This is a genomic window from Nocardiopsis camelliae (assembly GCF_028993595.1).
Taxonomy (GTDB): domain Bacteria; phylum Actinomycetota; class Actinomycetes; order Streptosporangiales; family Streptosporangiaceae; genus Nocardiopsis; species Nocardiopsis dassonvillei.
In genome coordinates this window covers 2,232,219-2,248,602 of sequence record NZ_CP118614.1, presented here as the reverse complement: position 1 = coordinate 2,248,602, position 16,384 = coordinate 2,232,219, and the positions used below count along the sequence as shown (strand labels likewise).

Sequence of the window (16,384 nt, the reverse complement as noted above, 5' to 3'; positions counted from 1 at the left end):
ACCCGGAAATCGAACGGCACGCATTATTCGAACGCCGCGCTTAACCTCGCACGCATAGGTTCTCCCTCCGAGCGAAACCACACTGCCGTGTATGACCGCAGCAGCAACAGGGACAGAGCGTTCCCACCTCTGGTCCGCCCCTGACACGACGTACCCGGACGGGGAGCAACGCGACCGTGCCCTGGTGCAGGCGCTCGTCCAGCTTCTGGAGGACACCCGGGCGCTGGGCGGCGTGGTGTTCGGCCGCGACGGGCTGCACCTGGCCCGCGCCGGGATGGACCAGGTCCAAGCCGAGCGGGCCACCGCCGCACTCAACGGCCTGCACCTGTTCTCCAGGGAAGCCGGACGCCAGCACAAGCGGGGAGAAGTGGAAACCGTGCTGGTGCGCTACCGGAGCGGCGCGGTCGTGATCGCCCCGCTCACCGACGAGGCCACAGCAGCGCTCGTGGTGGACGATGCGGCGTCGTTGCGTGAGACGGCCCGTGCCCTGACGCTGTTCGCCGGATCCGTCCAGCACCTCCTCCCGCGCCAGCCGCGCCCGTTCATTCACCAGGCCAGCGGAGACGAGGGGCGGGGATGAGCACGATCGCACCCGCACCGCTGACGGTGCGGCCCGGTACACGGGTGCTCATGGACACGTTGGTGCGGGCCACTCCGTCCATACCGGCTTCCTACCAGCCCGACCTGCCCGAGCCGGCCGTCTCGGTGTGGCGGCTCTGCCTTGATGCGGAGCACCCCGTGACGGTCGCCGAACTCGCGGCCCGGTTGGGCTTCTCTCCGGCGTTGGCCGGTGTGCTGGTCTGCGACCTGGCCCAGGTGGACCTGCTTCGGATCGTGCGTTCTCCCGCGCTGGCGGCACGTCTGCGTTCGTGGGCCTGCGGTGGGCCGGCCGAGGGCCCCGTTCCGCGCGTGGCCAAGCTGCTCGTCGTGGGAGGCCAACCCGAGCAGGTGCGCCGATGTCTCGCGCACCTGACCAGGAGGGAGCCCTTTCCTCTAGACCCGGGGTGCGGTGTGGATGTCGCGGTGGCCCGGATCGCTGAGGACCTGCACCTGCTGGGGCTCGGTGTGGCGGTGGAGGCGCACCACCCGTCATGGGCGGACCTGTGCCGGGACGCCTTCGGAGCCCTGGTGATCGCCGACCCCACCGAGCCCGCTCACACCGCGGACCGGATCGCGGTCCTGCGCGCTCTGGGAGTCACGCTGGTGGCTCTGGTCCCCGTACACGACGGCGCGGAACCCACCCCTGAACAACTCCGCGCAGCCGCAGGCCTGGCCGATGACGTTGACCCGGTGGTGGCCGCCGATCTGGGCTCGTCCACCGCCAGCGCCGAAGGGCTGATGGACCTGTGCACATACCTGGAGAACGGAGGCCACCGATGAACCAGCCCCGTGCGGTGATCTTCGGCTCCGGGCACTCTGCCCTGACGTTGGGCACCGGGCTGTTGGCGGACGGCTGGCGCGTGGACGTGTTCACCCGCCACTCCACCCCCGAACTCCTGGGCGGCCCGGCCGGGCTCACCCAGATCACCCTGCCGTCGGTTCGCGCGGCCGAGCGCTCCCTGGGGCTGGACCTGTGGGCCGCCACCGCGCCGAAGGCGCAGAGCGTGCGCATGGCGATGGCCTCCGCGGATCGGCCGTGGGAGTTCAGGGCCGAACTACCCGCGGCGGCCACCGCCGTCGACCACCGGCTGAAGACCGCGTACTGGTTGCAGCGCTTCGAAGCGCTGGGCGGCGGGGTCTACGTCAAGACCTGCACCGTCGCGGACGTGGCCTCCTTCGCCGCCTCCGGGATGTATGACCTGGTCGTGGTCGCCCCCGGTGTGGACAGCGACCTGGGCCGACTCTTCGCCCCGGATGAGCGCCGTGTCGGCGGTGCCACGGACCGGGTAGCGGTACAGGTGCACCTGGACGGGTTCGACCGTGCCCCTGGGGACGCCGACATCCAGGTCATCACCCACCCGGAAGGAGAGGTGCTGGTCTACCCGGCGCTGACGCACGACGTGCTCAGCCCGAGCCAGGTCCGGGAGCTGTCGGGGGCTGGCGAAGCCCCTGTCGACGTCGCGCCCTTCTGGGCGGTGTGTGTACAGGTGCTCGCACGCCCTGGCACGGACCTGGACCCCACGCCCGCTCTGGGCCAGAAGGCGAACGCCGCCACCGCGGCGGGACTGCCTTCCCGGCACGGCCACCACGCGCGCAACGCCTGGAACCATGTGCTGCCTCGTCTAGGAGTGCTGGCGCCCGACGTGGCCGAGCAGTGCGCCAAGGCCAGCGTGGTTCCCCGCTCGGAGCTGGTACGCCACATCCGCCCCCGGGTACGGCACCCGGTCGCCGTTGTGGGCGGAACGCCGGTTCTGGGCATCGGCGACGCCACGGTGACGGTGGAGCACGCCTCCGGTCAGGGAGCGGGGGCTTCCGTTCTGGTGGCCACCACCGTCCGCGACCAGATCCGGCAGCAGCGCCACCTCAACGGCCCCTTGGACGGAGACTTCCTCACCGGAGCGTGGGAGGCGTACTGGGCTCGGCACGGCCAGTACACCAGCGGCTTCGGCGAGTTCGTCACCGGCTACTGGAACGGCTCTCTGCCTGGGGCCCTGCTGACGGCCTTCGCCGAGACCGTGGCCATCCCTGAAGGCGCCAACGCCTGGGCCGCCGGACTGGACGACCCCGCGCGCATGGCCCGCCTCCTCTCGCCCTGACCCCTTTTCCCTCACCCCCGGCACGAAGGACCTGCTTCACCATGCCCGAAAACGCCTCCCCTCCGAGATCCACCCCCAACCCGAAGCTGTACAGCCACCGCAACCTCCAGCGGTACCGCCGCTTGGTCGTGGGGCTGTCCCACCGGCTCGCGTGGAAGGTCGACAACACCGCGATCGCGGCCCTCTATGCCCGCCACTTGGCCGCCTCGCACCTGGAGGTCGGCCCGGCCGACGGCCACTTCCTGGTCAACGCCCCCGACCCCGTCGGCCCGGATGGTGTGCCGCTCTCACCGCGTCTGCGCCAGATCCACCTTCTGGACCTGCACGCGGCACCGTTGGAACGGTGTGCGCGCTTGCTGGGCGAGCGCGCCCAGGTGAGCACCCATCAGCACGACGTACTCTCCCGTCCGTGGCCGCTGACCGACGAGGCGGTGGGGTCGGTGGCGATGTTCCATGTGCTGCACTGCGTCGAGGGCGCCTCGCTGTTCGCCAAGCACACGCCCTTCTCCGAGATCGCCCGGGTTCTGGCGCCCGGCGGGGTGTTCATCGGCTCCACCCTGCTCGGCTTGGAGGATCCCTTCACCCGCAACAACTGGCTCGCCCGCCGGTTGCAGCGTGTCTACAACAAGGCCGAGCCGACCGTGCTCAACAACCACGGTGACCGGTTCGTGGAACTCCGGCACATGCTGAGTCTGCACTTCACCGACGTGCAGGTGAGCGTCATGGGAGCGGCCGGGGTGTGGGTGGCGAAGGGGCCGCGCCGATGACCACCACCAACCGTGAACCCGTGGCGATCGTCGGCATGGGATGCCGCCTCCCCGGCGGCATCATCTCCCCAGCTGGCCTGTGGGAGGCGCTGCTCGAAGGACGGGACTGCGTCACCCGCATCCCCGAGCACCGGTGGAAGCAGATGGTTAAGCACCTGCACCCCGACCAGGTCCCCGGCCAGCCGTTCCCCGCCGGGGTGGTCGACGTCGACGCCTTCGACCGGGAGTTCTTCGGCATCGGCCCGGACGAGGCCGCGGAGATGGACCCCCAGCAGAAGCTCCTGCTGGAGACCATCTACGAAGCGCTCGCCGACGCCTCACTGCGCCCCTCCTCGCTGGCTGAGTCGGCGACGGGGGTGTACGTGGGGGCGGCCAGCACCGACCAGGCCAGCGTGAACTTCGGTGCCGGGCACCGGGCCGGAACTCATACCGGTTCCGGGGCCGGGATGGCGATCCTGGCCAACCGCGTCTCCTTCCTGCTGGACCTGTCGGGACCGTCGCTGACCTTCGACACCGCCTGCTCCTCCTCGTTGACCGCGTTGCACTACGCGGTGCGCGACCTGCGCGCCGGAGCGGTGGAGACCGCGGTCGTCGCCGGAACCAACATCCTCACCAGCCCGGTCATCACCGCCAGCTTCGTCGAGGCCGGTGTGCTCGCCTGGGACGGGCGGTGCCGCCCCTTCGACGCCCAGGCTGCCGGGTACGTGCGCTCGGAGGGCACGGTGGTGCTCGTCCTCACGCGCGCCGAGCGGGCGCGCGAGCAGGGGCGTCGGGTGTGGGCGCAGGTGGCCGGGACCGCCATCGGCCACGGAGGCGCCTCCCGGCACCTGCTGCGCCCGCGCGCCGAACGCCAAACAGCGGTGATCCGCCAGGCCCTGGCCGATGCCGCCGTCCACCCGGACCGGGTGGGGTGGGCGCAGGCGCACGGCACCGGCACCCGCGCCGGGGACCGTATCGAGGCGATCGCCCTCGCCGAGGCTCTGGGCCGGGGCACGCCTGTGCCGGTGGGGTCGGTCAAGGCCGCGCTGGGCCACCTCGAAGGCGGCGCCGGAGCGCTGGGGGTGATGGTCGCCGCGCTGGCCGTCCACCACGGCCAAATCCCGCCGACCCTGCACCACCGCACCCTGCGCCACCGGTTGGAAGGGCTGGTGCGGGTGCCCACCACCGTGGAGGACTGGCCCACGGGTGAGGACCCCGGGCAGGAGAGGACCCGTGTGGCCGGGGTGAGCAGCTTCGGGTTCGGTGGCGCGAACGCCCATGCCGTCATCACCCAGGTGCCCGCAGTGGAGCCGCCGTTGGAGCAGGATCCGATGCCGTTGCCCGAGACCGTGCTGGTCTCCGCGCACAGCCCGGCCGCGCTCGCCTCGGCCGCCGAACGCCTGGCTGAACGCGCCCCGCAGGGCCGATCGGTGGGCACCGTCGCCGACACTTGCCTTGCTCACGGCCCCCACCACCGGCACCGGGCCGCTGTGGTCGCCGCCGACCTGGGCACCCTGGTCCAGGGACTGCGCAGCATCCAAGACGGCGCACCCAACGCCGACGTGGTCGACCCTGGCCGCGCGGCTGACCTCCGACCACAGACGGTGTTCGTCTACACCGGGCACGGCGGCCACCACCCGGACGCCGGAGCCGAACTGCTGCGCGTACCCGCCTTCGCCCACGTTCTCCACGAGGCCCGGGAGAAGCTGGCTGAGCACACGGGCTATCCGGTGTGGGAGCCGGGCCAGGGCATCACGTCCTTCACCGACGCCCAGCACTGCACCTTCCTCGCCCAGGTCGCGCTCACCGCGCTGCTGGCCGACCGCGGCATCGTCCCGGACCTGGTTCTGGGGCACTCGGTCGGGGAGATCGCCGCCGCCCACACCGCCGGGGCCCTGCCCCTGGATTCGGCCGCGCGGGTGCTCGCCCACCGCAGCCGCCTGCTGGGCGGGCTGACCGAGGCGGGCGGACTCTTGGCCGTCCGCGCCGGGGTCGAGGAGACCGGTGAGTTCTTGGCCGCCTACGACGGGCGGGTGTCCATCGCCTCCTACAGCGCTCCGCGGGTCCAGGTCGTCGCCGGACCACACGGGGACCTGCTGCACCTGCACGCCGCCCTGGACTCCGAAGGGGTGTGGAGCAGACCGGTGGCCGATGTCATCCCCGCCCACTCCCCCGCTGTGGATCCACTCGTCTCCGCACTGGAACAGGCCCTGTTCGGGCTGCGTGTCCAGGCGCCCCGGGTACCGATCATCTCCACCGCCTACCCGCACGAGGGCACGGCCGAGGCGGAGATGTGGGGGACGGCGTACTGGGCCGCGCAGGCCCGACAGCCGGTGCGGTTCACCGACGCTCTCCACCGAGCCGTTGACATCCCCGGCGGGCCGGTGGTGTTCCTGGAGATCGGCCCCAAGGCACTGCTGGTCGAGCACATCACCCACACCGTCGACAGCGCCCACCACACCGTGGCCGCCACCTCCGACCCCACTGGACTGGCCCGCGCCGTCGGAGAGCTCTACACCCTCGGCATCACCCCCACCGGGCCCACCCACCGCGCCCACCCGAACCTGGTCATCGCCCCCGGGTGGAACCACGCCGGGGCTCCCGGCCCGGCGGTCGAGGAGAGCCCGATCCGCGCCCCGGTTCCCGGTGAAGTGGAGGCCTACCTAGCGGCCGAGGTGGCGCGGCTCGTGCACCTGCCCTGCGGCCTCGACCCAACCTCCTCATGGGCCGACCTTCCGCTGGGGAGCCACACACTCCTCGCGCTCACCTCCCGGCTGCGCCGCATCCCGGCCTGGCGCGGAGTGGACATCCAGGTGTTCCTGCCCGCACGCACCTGGCGGCAGGTCGCCGCCACCCTGAGCGCCCTCCTGGCCTCCGTGTCCGGACCCGCCCGCCACGACAAGAAATGCACACGATGACTGATACCGACGCGCACCAGACCTTGAGTGACAGAGACCTGGAAAACGCACCCGCGCTGATCCGTCACCTGGCCGCCCATGGACGGCGCGCCACCGTGGACACCACCATCACCGCGTGTTCACACGGGTACCGCGTCACCATCTCCTCCGCCAAACAGGACCGCCGCATCCAGGCGCACCTCATGCGGAAGGGACGCCGCTGGTGGCAGGAGCTGGCCTTCTTCGAGGGCGACACCGAAGTGGATATCGAAGGTGGGCTCGCGGAGATGATGCGCCTGCTCAGCAAGACCGGTGACCGGGTCGGTTCCCCAGCCGCGAACACCCGCCACCAGGGCGCCAACCCCACCCTGGTCACCCGGTCGCACACCATCATCCGCACCTGAAGCGCAGCCTGAACACCTTTCTCTTTCCCCTTCCCGAAACGACTTTTCAAGGACAATCCACCGATGCACACCCAAAGTTCCACCGGCGCCCCGCCCACCAGTCCTGGGCGGCGATGGTGGCCCATCCCTGAGCGGGTACCGGCCGAACTGCTCCTCCAACCCCGACAGGTCTCAGCGTGGGCCGCCTACCCCGTGCTGGCCGTGGTCTACCTGGTCGTGTTCGGCTACCCCCTGGCCGGAATCGTGGTGGCCACGCTCACCGACCAAGCCGCTCCTCGCTTCCCGGCGCCCAACGCCGACACCTTCTGGGCCCTGGCCCTGTCGCAGTGGATCATGCACGCCGTGCTGCTGGGGTTGACGTTCGGCTGCCTGTGGCTGGTGTGCCGCTGGCTGCGCATGCCCATCGCGGCGGTGTTCAACCGCACCAGCCAGCAGAAGGGAACCGCACAGTACCGCGCGCAGGGGTGGCGGGTGTTCGTCTGCGCCTTCGCCGCCATCGTGGCCTGGATGGTCGGCATGAGCCTGCTGAGCGCCCTCATGCCCGAGGCCGCGGTCGGCGGGCCGGTGATCGAGGACCGCTCCGACGCCGTCTGGACCTCGCTGATGCTCGGTCCCGCCCAGGTCACCACCGCGCTCGTGGAGGAGCCGATCGTGGTCGGGCTCCTGGTCGTGCTGCTCACCGCGGCCCAGCGTCCGGCGTGGGAGGTCTACACCCTCGCGGTCCTGGCCAAGGTCGCCTACCACCTCACCTACGGGCTGCCCGTGCTCGCCTTGGTCCCGGCGGCGCTGGTCATCGTGTGGCTCTACCGCCGCACCGGTCGGCTGTGGCCGGTGATCCTCGCCCACGCCGCCTACAACCTCGCCTTCTCCACCCTGGTCATCACCTGGCCCGCGACCTTCGGCTGACCCCACGAGTTGCGGCCTCCTCCGCCCTCCCCTTCCTTTTCCTTGGGAAGAGCCGTATCGCGCGGTCCCGCCTCACCAGAGGTGGGACCGCCCTCGTCCCCTCGCCTCTTTTCCTGTGCTTCCATCGATTCCTCGAAGACCGCCGACCGTGCATGACCCCACTGCTCCAGATCCGGATCCTGTTCGTCTGCCACCTCGGTCAACCCTCGGTACTGATCCTCGGGGGTGGCATTGCGATACTCAGCCAATCCGAAGAGCGGCTGCCACCTCCGGCGCCTCGGTCCCATCCGCGGGGACGAAGTCGTTGCGATCCTCAGCCGCCCCGGAGGGTGGCTGCCACCCGCAGTTTCAGGAGTTCCTGGCCTACATCGTCGCGTTGCGATCCTCAGCCACCCCGGAGGGCAGCTGCCACGCGCCCCCGGGTGCGTCGGCGTCGCGGGCCGCGGCGTTGCGCCCCTCAGCCGCCCCGAAGGGCGGCTGCCACTCCCCGACCACGTCAGCGGCCACCCCGACACGGGGTTGCGATCCTCAGCCACCCGGAGGGCGGCTGGCACGGGGCGTCACGTCGGCGTACAGCGTGTCCTCCTCCGTTGCGGTCCTCAGCCACCCCGGAGGGCGACTGCCACCGCGGGGCCAGGTGACGGGGGTAGGTCGGGATGCCGTTGCAATCCTCAGCTGCCCCGGAGGGCGGCTGCCACCGCGCGAACCCCATCACCGCCCACTTCGTCCTGAGCGTTGCGATCCTCAGCCGCTCTGGAGAGCGGCTGCCACGGCCGTGTCCACGGCGTCCCCGGACCGCTGGACGAGGTTGCGATCCTCAGCCGCTCTGGAGAGCGGCTGCCACACGGCGCGCACCTGCGGCACGACGACCTGCTGGGTGTTGCGATCCTCAGCCACCCCGGAGGACGGCTGCCACGTGGAGTTGCTGATGACGTTGTTGTCGCCGATGTGGTTGCGAGCCTCTGCCGCCCCGGAGGGCGACTGCCACTGGCGGGGCGGCCAGCGCGTGTACACCTACGTAGACGTTGCGATCCTCAGCCGCCCCGGGGGGCGACTGCCACCGGGCCCGGCACCGAGGCCGCGGTGCGCGCCTACCAGTTGCGATCCTCAGCCGCCCCGGAGGGCGACTGCCACTTCGGGGTCAGCGACCGGCCAAGGCCCTGTTCCACGTTGCGATCCTCAGCCGCCCTGGAGGGCGACTGCCACGTTCAGGTGATGCCATGCTGCCTCAGATCTGCCAAGTTGCGATCCTCAGCCTCCCCGGAGGGCGACTGCCACCTTCACCCTCCGGCGGTCTCCGTCACGCAGCACCACGTTGCGATCCTCAGCCGCCCCGGAGGGCGGCTGCCACTCGACCGGGGCCCGGATTTCATCCGGCTGGCGGACGGTTACGATCCTCAGCCGCTCCGGAGAGCGGCTGCCACATCGGGCAGACCGAGTGTCTGCACCTGGCCACCCCGGTTGCGATCCTCAGCCGCTCCGGAGAGCGGCTGCCACTAGGTACCTGCGATCCGTAAGGAAGCCATGATCATCGTTGCGCTCCTCAGCCGCCCCGGAGGGCGACTGCCACCGGGGGCGCGGTCGTAACCGTGCCGGTCGAGGAGATCGTTGCGATCCTCAGCCGCCCCAGAGGACGGCTGCCACGATCAGGCGTGGCAGATCGTGACCTCACTGGAGAGGTTGCGATCCTCAGCCGCCCCGAAGGACGGCTGCCACCTGGCCCCCGGCGTGATCACGCCCGGGATGGACGTGGTTGCGATCCTCAGCCGCCCCGGAGGACGGCTGCCACGACACCTGCATCACCGCAGGCACCAGCGCCGCCGCGTTGCGATCCTCAGCCGCCCCAGAGGACGGCTGCCACATCAAGCCTTGCCAGGCCATCCACACGGCACCGAGGTTGCGATCCTCAGCCGCCCCGGAGGACGGCTGCCACGCTCTGGACTACCCCGCCCTCCGTAAGGGCGTGAAGGTTGCGATCCTCAGCCGCCCCGGGGGGCGACTGCCACCAACAAGGGGTTGTCGGGGTCGGTCTCGTGCTCGGAGTTGCGATCCTCAGCCGACCCGAAGGACGGCTGCCACACTACCGCCGCTTATGGCGCGGGTGCCGACGAAATGTTGCGATCCTCAGCCGCCCCGGAGGACGGCTGCCACCATCGCGGACACCCTGGTCAAGCACGCCCACTACATGTTGCGATCCTCAGCCGCCCCGGAGGACGGCTGCCACCATCGCTGACCTGCGCCGATGGGAACAGTTCGGGGTTGCGATCCTCAGCCGCTCCGGAGAGCGGCTGCCACTTCCCGCTGACCGGGTCGCTGCCGTCGGTGTCGGCGTTGCGATCCTCAGCCGCTCCGGAGAGCGGCTGCCACTCCCACCGCTGGAACTCCTCCAACACGGCCTGGAGGTTGCGATCCTCAGCCGCTCCGGAGAGCGGCTGCCACGCCTGGGAGGCGGTGCGGGCGGGCAGGGCGGGGACGTTGCGATCCTCAGCCGCTCCGGAGAGCGGCTGCCACCGGCAACATCGCCTGCGCGGCGGCCTCCGTGGTCATGTTGCGATCCTCAGCCGCTCCGGAGAGCGGCTGCCACGCCTCGTCGGCCCCGCCCCCAACCCCCGGGAAAGGGGTTGCGATCCTCAGCCGCTCCGGAGAGCGGCTGCCACCCCGGATAGATCCACCGGTTTTCCGAGACACTGGAGTTGCGATCCTCAGCCGCTCCGGAGAGCGGCTGCCACCACCCCCGACTCTCCGATGGGGCCGCCGCCGGAGTTGTTGCGATCCTCAGCCGCTCCGGAGAGCGGCTGCCACCGCCTCGTCGGCGGGGCGGGCCCCTCGAAGGAGATAGTTGCGATCCTCAGCCGCTCCGGAGAGCGGCTGCCACGGGCCCCTCGGGGCCCGGTTGACAACACCACAGCGGTTGCGATCCTCAGCCGCTCCGGAGAGCGGCTGCCACTGACAGGAGCGCCCCGGGGCGGGGCCTATCCGAGGTTGCGATCCTCAGCCGCTCCGGAGAGCGGCTGCCACTGGAGCGGCCACTCGTCGCGCTCGGGGGCGAGCATGTTGCGATCCTCAGCCGCTCCGGAGAGCGGCTGCCACCCGTGTCGCGCTGATGGTCAGGGTGTCGGTAATCTGTTGCGATCCTCAGCCGCTCCGGAGAGCGGCTGCCACTCTCGACTCGTCTCCGTGGCTTTCCGCGCTGGGGAGTTGCGATCCTCAGCCGCTCCGGAGAGCGGCTGCCACGCTTCACGGGCGAGCTGAAGAAGCTTCTCCTTCTCGGTTGCGATCCTCAGCCGCTCCGGAGAGCGGCTGCCACACCGGGGGCCGCCCCGGGCCCCCGCCACCCACAACACGTTGCGATCCTCAGCCGCTCCGGAGAGCGGCTGCCACGCCTACGGGGCCGCGTCGCTCAACGCGGGCCCCGGGTTGCGATCCTCAGCCGCTCCGGAGAGCGGCTGCCACTGGAGCGGCCACTCGTCGCGCTCGGGGGCGAGCATGTTGCGATCCTCAGCCGCTCCGGAGAGCGGCTGCCACCCGTGTCGCGCTGATGGTCAGGGTGTCGGTAATCTGTTGCGATCCTCAGCCGCTCCGGAGAGCGGCTGCCACTCTCGACTCGTCTCCGTGGCTTTCCGCGCTGGGGAGTTGCGATCCTCAGCCGCTCCGGAGAGCGGCTGCCACCTCCACCCGCCGGGGGCCGGGGTGTCCTCGGAGATGTTGCGATCCTCAGCCGCTCCGGAGAGCGGCTGCCACCGGCCGCCCCGGGCCCCCGCCACCACCGCACAACACGTTGCGATCCTCAGCCGCTCCGGAGAGCGGCTGCCACCTACTAGACCAATCGGGGGCCGGCCCAGGGGATGCGGTTGCGATCCTCAGCCGCTCCGGAGAGCGGCTGCCACGGCCTCTGAACAGGAAAAACACGCTGGCCAGAGACACCAAACATCATACCGAAAACAGACTTTCCCCTACACAAACACACAAAGCTCGTTAGGAACCTCCCTGGGATTCGATGATCGCTTGAGGTTCCCAACTACAGCACCAAGGACTCTGCGTGTGGCAACCGCTGCGCGATCCCCAACGTGCCCACAGCACCGAAGGTGCCCTTCGGAACCCGATAGATGCGGATGCTGTCCTGGGTGTCATCGATAATCCGCCCGATCGCGTCCGTCAGCTTCAACAGGTCCGCAGCGGTGCACACCACCTCGAAAACGGACTTCTGCACGCGTAGCCCATATCCCTCGCAGAGCTTGGCGACCTGACGCAGACGTCGCTCTCCCTCTGTATCGATGGTGGATACGTCGTAGGTGACCAACAGCTCCATCACAACGTCCAGGGAAGGTAGGAAGGCATGTCCCCACGCAGGTGCCTGGCCAGCAGACGCGCTTGGGTCGAGGGCAAGAGCGCCACCGGCACCTTTCTTCCCAGAAGGCGGTGAGAGAACTCCTTCTTACGGTGCGCCTGCCACTGGGCGAGTACCAGCTTGCGTCCTTCTTCGGTGAGCTGCACGGCTCCGCCCGGCAGCGTCTCGAAGTGCTCGACACCGACCTGCTTTCTGTTGACCAGGGTCAACGCGAGCCGGTCCGCGCACACCGGTCGCAACTCCTCCATCAGATCTAGAGCCAGGGCGGGTTTGCCGGGACGCAGGCCATGCAGGAAACCGATGTAGGGGTCGAGACCGACCTGCTCGCAGGCACCGTGCACCATGGAGCGCGTCAGTCCGTAGAGGAAGGACAGCAAAGCGTTGGCCGGATCCGTCGGAGGACGCTTGATCCGTCCAAGAAAGGCAATTCCGGTGTCTTTACGCAGCATCAACGAGAATGCTTCGAAATAGATGCGTGCGGCGTTGCCCTCCACCCCGAACACCGACTCCACATCCGGGGTGCGTGGAAGCTCCGTCAAGGACTCTGCCAGTGCTTGAGCTACCTGCCTGAGCTGATCTTTGTGGGTGGTTGCGTCTCTGGCGCCTCTCAGCACCACCTGGCGGCTGTTTTGGATCTTCCCCGCGATACAGGCTTGAGCGATCGCCAGGCGTTTCTCCGGATCGGCGTGGGCCAGGTGTTGGGCGTGTCGCAGCAGGACGTTGCCGCGGGTGGGACCGTCGGTGCGGTTGAGAAAACGCCCTCCACCGCTCATCCACACGATGGGGCGGCCATCCTCTGCGCAACGCGACATCAACTGGGAACTGATCTGAACGTTGCCCATCACCACGATCGACTCCAACCTCCGAAGTGGAAGCACATGTCGTTGAGGTGTGTCGGGAATGACAATGCGGACAGTGTCATGGTTCAGGTGCAGTGAAGTACCGGGGGTTTGGACGTAGAGGGTGTTGAGAAGCTCAGTCATCCCAGTCTGCTTCCGGGGATGGGGCGAACAGGTCGCCGTGCAAGGTGTTCAGTTTCTTGTGGTTGGCCAGGACCTTGGGCATACACAGGATGTTCATGGAACAGCGTCGGCAGCGTTTGTCAGCGGCGGGCGCCGGGAGCGCCATCTGTTCCATGACCTGGCGTACATGGGCTGCTGTGGCAGCCACGCGCTGACGCAGCTCCGTGTCCACACGCACTTCATGGCGTCTGCGGTCGGCCGATGAGTAGACAACCGCAGTCTCGATGGTGACGTCGAGACGCTCTTCCAGGCACAGGGCTTGCCCGGCCACTTGAAGATCTGCTGGACCAGCGGGTTGGTATGAGCCGGATTTGTGTTCCACCGGCAGAACGGTGCCGTCGTCATAGATTTCGACGACGTCACACACCCCTGTCAGACCCAGTTCGTGATGCCACACAGGCAGTGCGCGCAAGGTACGCACGCCTGGGCGGTTGTCCTGACCCGGTTCGTGGACACGGTGGTGGAGGAGGGTGCCACGCACGGTGGAGACATCGTCGGCGTAGCTGTCTTCAAGCAGGATCAGTCCGGCCTGCCTGGGACAGTATTCGTAGTGCTCCAGGGCCGAGAGGGCAACCGGTGTCAGCTCCCTCTCGGCACCAGAACGCGCGTAGGTGCTCCTCACCCGATGATCCGGGTCAGGGTGACGCCCTCGGGCAGATCGTTGTCGCTCACCTGCACCTTGTAAGCGTCGAAGGAGCGCGCCGGGGCGGAGGAATCCAGGGCGGTCACGGTCACCCGTTCCAGCAGTTCGTGTGCGGGGGCGGTGCCGAAGGCGTCAGCGTGGGTGAACACGTACAGGCCGCGCAGGGCCATCTCTCCACGGCTGGAAGCCCGGTCATGCTCAAACATCAGGGTCATCGCGCGCCAAAAGACCTCCAGGTCCTGTTCGGTGACTCCGGTGCGGCGCGCCAAGGGAGCGCTGAAGTGGCCGTGTCCGCGGAAAAGCCCGTAGTGCAGGGTGTTCTTGGTTCCCATCTCGGTGCTTTCGCCTTTAGCGACGTCCTCTTCCCTGGTCTGGGTGATGCGGGTGATGCCGTGCGTCTGCGGCAACACCTCGTCCACGGAACGGGAGAAGGAGAGCTGCAAGGGCCCCTGAACGCGTCCGGCGTGTTTCTTCCCGGTGGTCATGACCGCTCCGAACATGCGCACGTCGAAGAAGGTGGAGCACATCCAGTCACGGGCCTGAGGCTCACTCACCCGCTTCTTGGACTTGTCGGTGTCCAGGTTCAGTGCCTGGTAGGCACGCTCGTGCTGGGAGTTGAGGGAAACTCCGGCCTCAACGTAGATGTCGTAGCCTTCCTGGCCTTCACCGAGGAGGGAGACCATGTTACGGATCTTGCGCTTGATGGCTACGTCAGTGACCAGTCCCTGGCCGGTCTCCGGATCCGTGCGAGGCATCCCGCCTGCGTCAGGGTCACCGTTGGGGTTGCCGTCGCGCACGTCGAAGAGGAACACGAAGTCGTGTTTGCGGCTGGGGTCCAGGTGGGTGCGAGTGGTCGTGTTCATCTGAGGCTTCCTCGGGTGTTGTGTGTGAGAGGGTGCGTTCCGGTCAGAGTCATTCGTCATCGGAGGGTGAGTTGGCCTTGTCGCGTTTGTTCTTCGCGGCCTCGGCGTCGGCACGGTTCTGGGCACGCTGCTGGTGATAGCCCAAGGTGAAGAGGGATCGGCCTTTGAGGTCCAGGGTCGCGGGGAGTGGCCCATCCAGTCGGCCGTAAAGTTCGTCTAGGCGGTTCTGAAACCCGTGCCAAGCGCCCATGTTGTCGCGCCTGATGCGCTTGAGGTGGGCGTTGGCGTTGTCGCGGAGCAACTCCAGAACAGGCAGAGGGCGTGCTTTTGCTGCGCTGAAGTAGCGGTCGGTGAGTGTGGTGTTGGGCCCTTGCTTGGTGCTCTCATCGCGCAGGGCGCGGTACTGGATCTGTTCGAAGGTGGCGAACAGGCGCCCGCACAGTAGTGCGAGGTGGTCGTTGTCCGTGTTCAAGGTGGGCATCACTTTCCCTTTCAGTTCCGGGTACAGGCGCAAGAGCAGGAGTTTGAGCAACGCCATGCGGGCGGTGTCGAAACGTCCGTCTGCGCTGATGCGCTGGTCCAGGCGTTGCAGAAGGTGCACCGGAGGGCGTCGAGTGCCTTCGTGGAGAGCAAGGTCCGTAAGGATCTGCTTGGCGTTCTTGGGCTCGCTGCCTTTGACGTAGGAGCCTTGACCGTCGTCTCCGTCCTTCCACCGCCCCAGGCAGCGCGCCATCCTCCACACGCCCACGTACTGTGGTTCGCTGCTCCACAGCCCTTGGACCTGGTGGTCATTCAGCCAACTGCGCGCGTTCTCCAGGGCTTGGTCGAGGGGGATGTCGAGCCAGTCCCGAACCACGGCTCGGCTCTGGTTGGCTCCCAGAGTGAGGGCGTAGAAGGCGTTGGTGTCCACAGCGAGGTCGGCCACTCCGCCATCGCGAGGACGGTCGAGTGCTTCGAAGAGGGCTTTGACGTCCTCGGGCTGGGCTTCGCTGATGCTGCGCAGCAGGTTCACCTTGGTGGGACGTTTGGACCACCACACGGTGACGCTGTCCTCATGGCGCTGGCGGTGCTCTGGGGTGGCGAGTAGAGCATTGAGAACGGCTGTGGCCGTGCTACCGCACCCGTCACAGATGGGTATGTCGGCGAGCTGGGTGCGTCCGCCTCGCCCCTGGGCTGATTTGTTGACCGAGACCAGGACTGTGTCACGCCCCATGCCGGTGGCGACGGGAATCGCTCCGGCCTTGAGTGGCTCGGGGAGCGTGTCCAGCAGGGCGCCCGGCTGGCCGCAGGCGAGACACACCCCGTTTCCTGCCTTGCTGCCCTTGCGTTTGGCCACGGTCTGGCGCCACAACAGAACGGCGCTGTCGTCCTCGTGGGCCCACTGTCCCTGCACGCGTAGCGCCACCGTGTCGCTCGGCTTTGCCTCCTCGGGGATGACGAGGTTGAGGTGGTCTTGGCGTTCGAAGAAGGCCTTGACCGCCGAGGCCAACGGGTTGGCGGGGGCAGAGCTGGCCCACTCCTGGACCAAGGAGACGTAGGCGTCGTTGCGCCGGGTCGCTTCCGCGTCTGCTTTGTCGGAGTCGTCCACGGGCATGGCCAGCACGTACTGCAAGGTGTCCACGAGAAGCATCGGCGGGGGCTTGGCACCCGAGCGATACACGTAGGGGGTGGCCAGTTCGATGCCGTTGCTCTTTCCCTGGCCCAGGGCTGCCAAGGTGGGCGCGCCTGCGCTGTCCACGGACTTGACGTGTCCGTGGGAATCAAGGGAAAGGGCCCAGCGCACCGTGCGCTTGCGGTAGTAGACCGGTGGTAGATCCAGGTGTTGGGCGTGTTCGGACAGACGGGTCAACAGCATCGGT

Annotated in this window: 14 protein-coding genes; 7 read left to right on the top strand and 7 right to left on the bottom strand. The window is 68.5% G+C overall.

The genetic code is table 11. The features are described 5' to 3' along the window. Positions 1-91 precede the first annotated feature (91 nt). From PV789_RS09885 to PV789_RS09855, 7 genes are all read left to right on the top strand, one after another. Positions 92-580, top strand: coding sequence for a roadblock/LC7 domain-containing protein (locus PV789_RS09885; protein WP_212643367.1), 489 nt, complete (start codon positions 92-94; stop codon positions 578-580). Then, a complete protein-coding gene (locus PV789_RS09880; protein WP_212643366.1) occupies positions 577-1,380 on the top strand; it encodes a DUF742 domain-containing protein in 804 nt (267 codons plus the stop codon). Before PV789_RS09885 ends, PV789_RS09880 begins: the two co-directional genes overlap by 4 nt. Next, positions 1,377-2,696, top strand: coding sequence for a hypothetical protein (locus tag PV789_RS09875; protein ID WP_212643365.1), 1,320 nt, complete (start codon positions 1,377-1,379; stop codon positions 2,694-2,696). The genes PV789_RS09880 and PV789_RS09875 overlap by 4 nt, the downstream gene beginning before the upstream one ends. 41 nt (positions 2,697-2,737) lie before the next feature. Beyond that, the gene (locus PV789_RS09870; protein WP_212643364.1) at positions 2,738-3,463 is read left to right on the top strand and encodes a methyltransferase domain-containing protein; all 726 of its coding nucleotides are present in this window, start codon (positions 2,738-2,740) and stop codon (positions 3,461-3,463) included. Beyond that, the gene (locus PV789_RS09865) at positions 3,460-6,360 is read left to right on the top strand and encodes a type I polyketide synthase (protein WP_274977131.1); all 2,901 of its coding nucleotides are present in this window, start codon (positions 3,460-3,462) and stop codon (positions 6,358-6,360) included. Before PV789_RS09870 ends, PV789_RS09865 begins: the two co-directional genes overlap by 4 nt. After that, a complete protein-coding gene (locus tag PV789_RS09860; protein ID WP_274977130.1) occupies positions 6,357-6,743 on the top strand; it encodes a hypothetical protein in 387 nt (128 codons plus the stop codon). Before PV789_RS09865 ends, PV789_RS09860 begins: the two co-directional genes overlap by 4 nt. 63 nt (positions 6,744-6,806) lie before the next feature. Beyond that, a complete protein-coding gene (locus PV789_RS09855) occupies positions 6,807-7,649 on the top strand; it encodes a CPBP family intramembrane glutamic endopeptidase (protein ID WP_274977129.1) in 843 nt (280 codons plus the stop codon). A gap of 363 nt (positions 7,650-8,012) precedes the next feature. Here the strand turns inward: PV789_RS09855 and PV789_RS29875 are convergent, their stop codons facing one another. From PV789_RS29875 to cas8c, 7 genes are all read right to left on the bottom strand, one after another. After that, positions 8,013-8,156, bottom strand: a complete 144-nt coding sequence (locus PV789_RS29875; RefSeq protein WP_498049122.1) for a hypothetical protein — start codon at positions 8,154-8,156, stop codon at positions 8,013-8,015. Between the two features lie 237 nt (positions 8,157-8,393). Continuing rightward, positions 8,394-8,663, bottom strand: a complete 270-nt coding sequence (locus PV789_RS29870; RefSeq protein ID WP_498049120.1) for a hypothetical protein — start codon at positions 8,661-8,663, stop codon at positions 8,394-8,396. 3,004 nt (positions 8,664-11,667) lie between these two features. Beyond that, positions 11,668-11,958, bottom strand: coding sequence for a CRISPR-associated endonuclease Cas2 (gene cas2, locus PV789_RS09850; protein ID WP_017563146.1), 291 nt, complete (start codon positions 11,956-11,958; stop codon positions 11,668-11,670). Next, the gene (gene cas1c, locus PV789_RS09845; RefSeq protein ID WP_274977128.1) at positions 11,958-12,980 is read right to left on the bottom strand and encodes a type I-C CRISPR-associated endonuclease Cas1c; all 1,023 of its coding nucleotides are present in this window, start codon (positions 12,978-12,980) and stop codon (positions 11,958-11,960) included. Before cas1c ends, cas2 begins: the two co-directional genes overlap by 1 nt. Next, complete coding sequence (gene cas4 / locus PV789_RS09840) at positions 12,973-13,641, bottom strand: CRISPR-associated protein Cas4 (RefSeq protein ID WP_274977127.1); 669 nt, start codon at positions 13,639-13,641, stop codon at positions 12,973-12,975. Before cas4 ends, cas1c begins: the two co-directional genes overlap by 8 nt. Next, positions 13,638-14,525, bottom strand: a complete 888-nt coding sequence (cas7c, locus tag PV789_RS09835; RefSeq protein ID WP_274977126.1) for a type I-C CRISPR-associated protein Cas7/Csd2 — start codon at positions 14,523-14,525, stop codon at positions 13,638-13,640. Before cas7c ends, cas4 begins: the two co-directional genes overlap by 4 nt. A gap of 49 nt (positions 14,526-14,574) precedes the next feature. Beyond that, positions 14,575-16,380 (bottom strand): type I-C CRISPR-associated protein Cas8c/Csd1, encoded by a 1,806-nt coding sequence (gene cas8c / locus PV789_RS09830; protein ID WP_274977125.1) that lies wholly within the window; start codon positions 16,378-16,380, stop codon positions 14,575-14,577. Positions 16,381-16,384 lie beyond the last annotated feature (4 nt).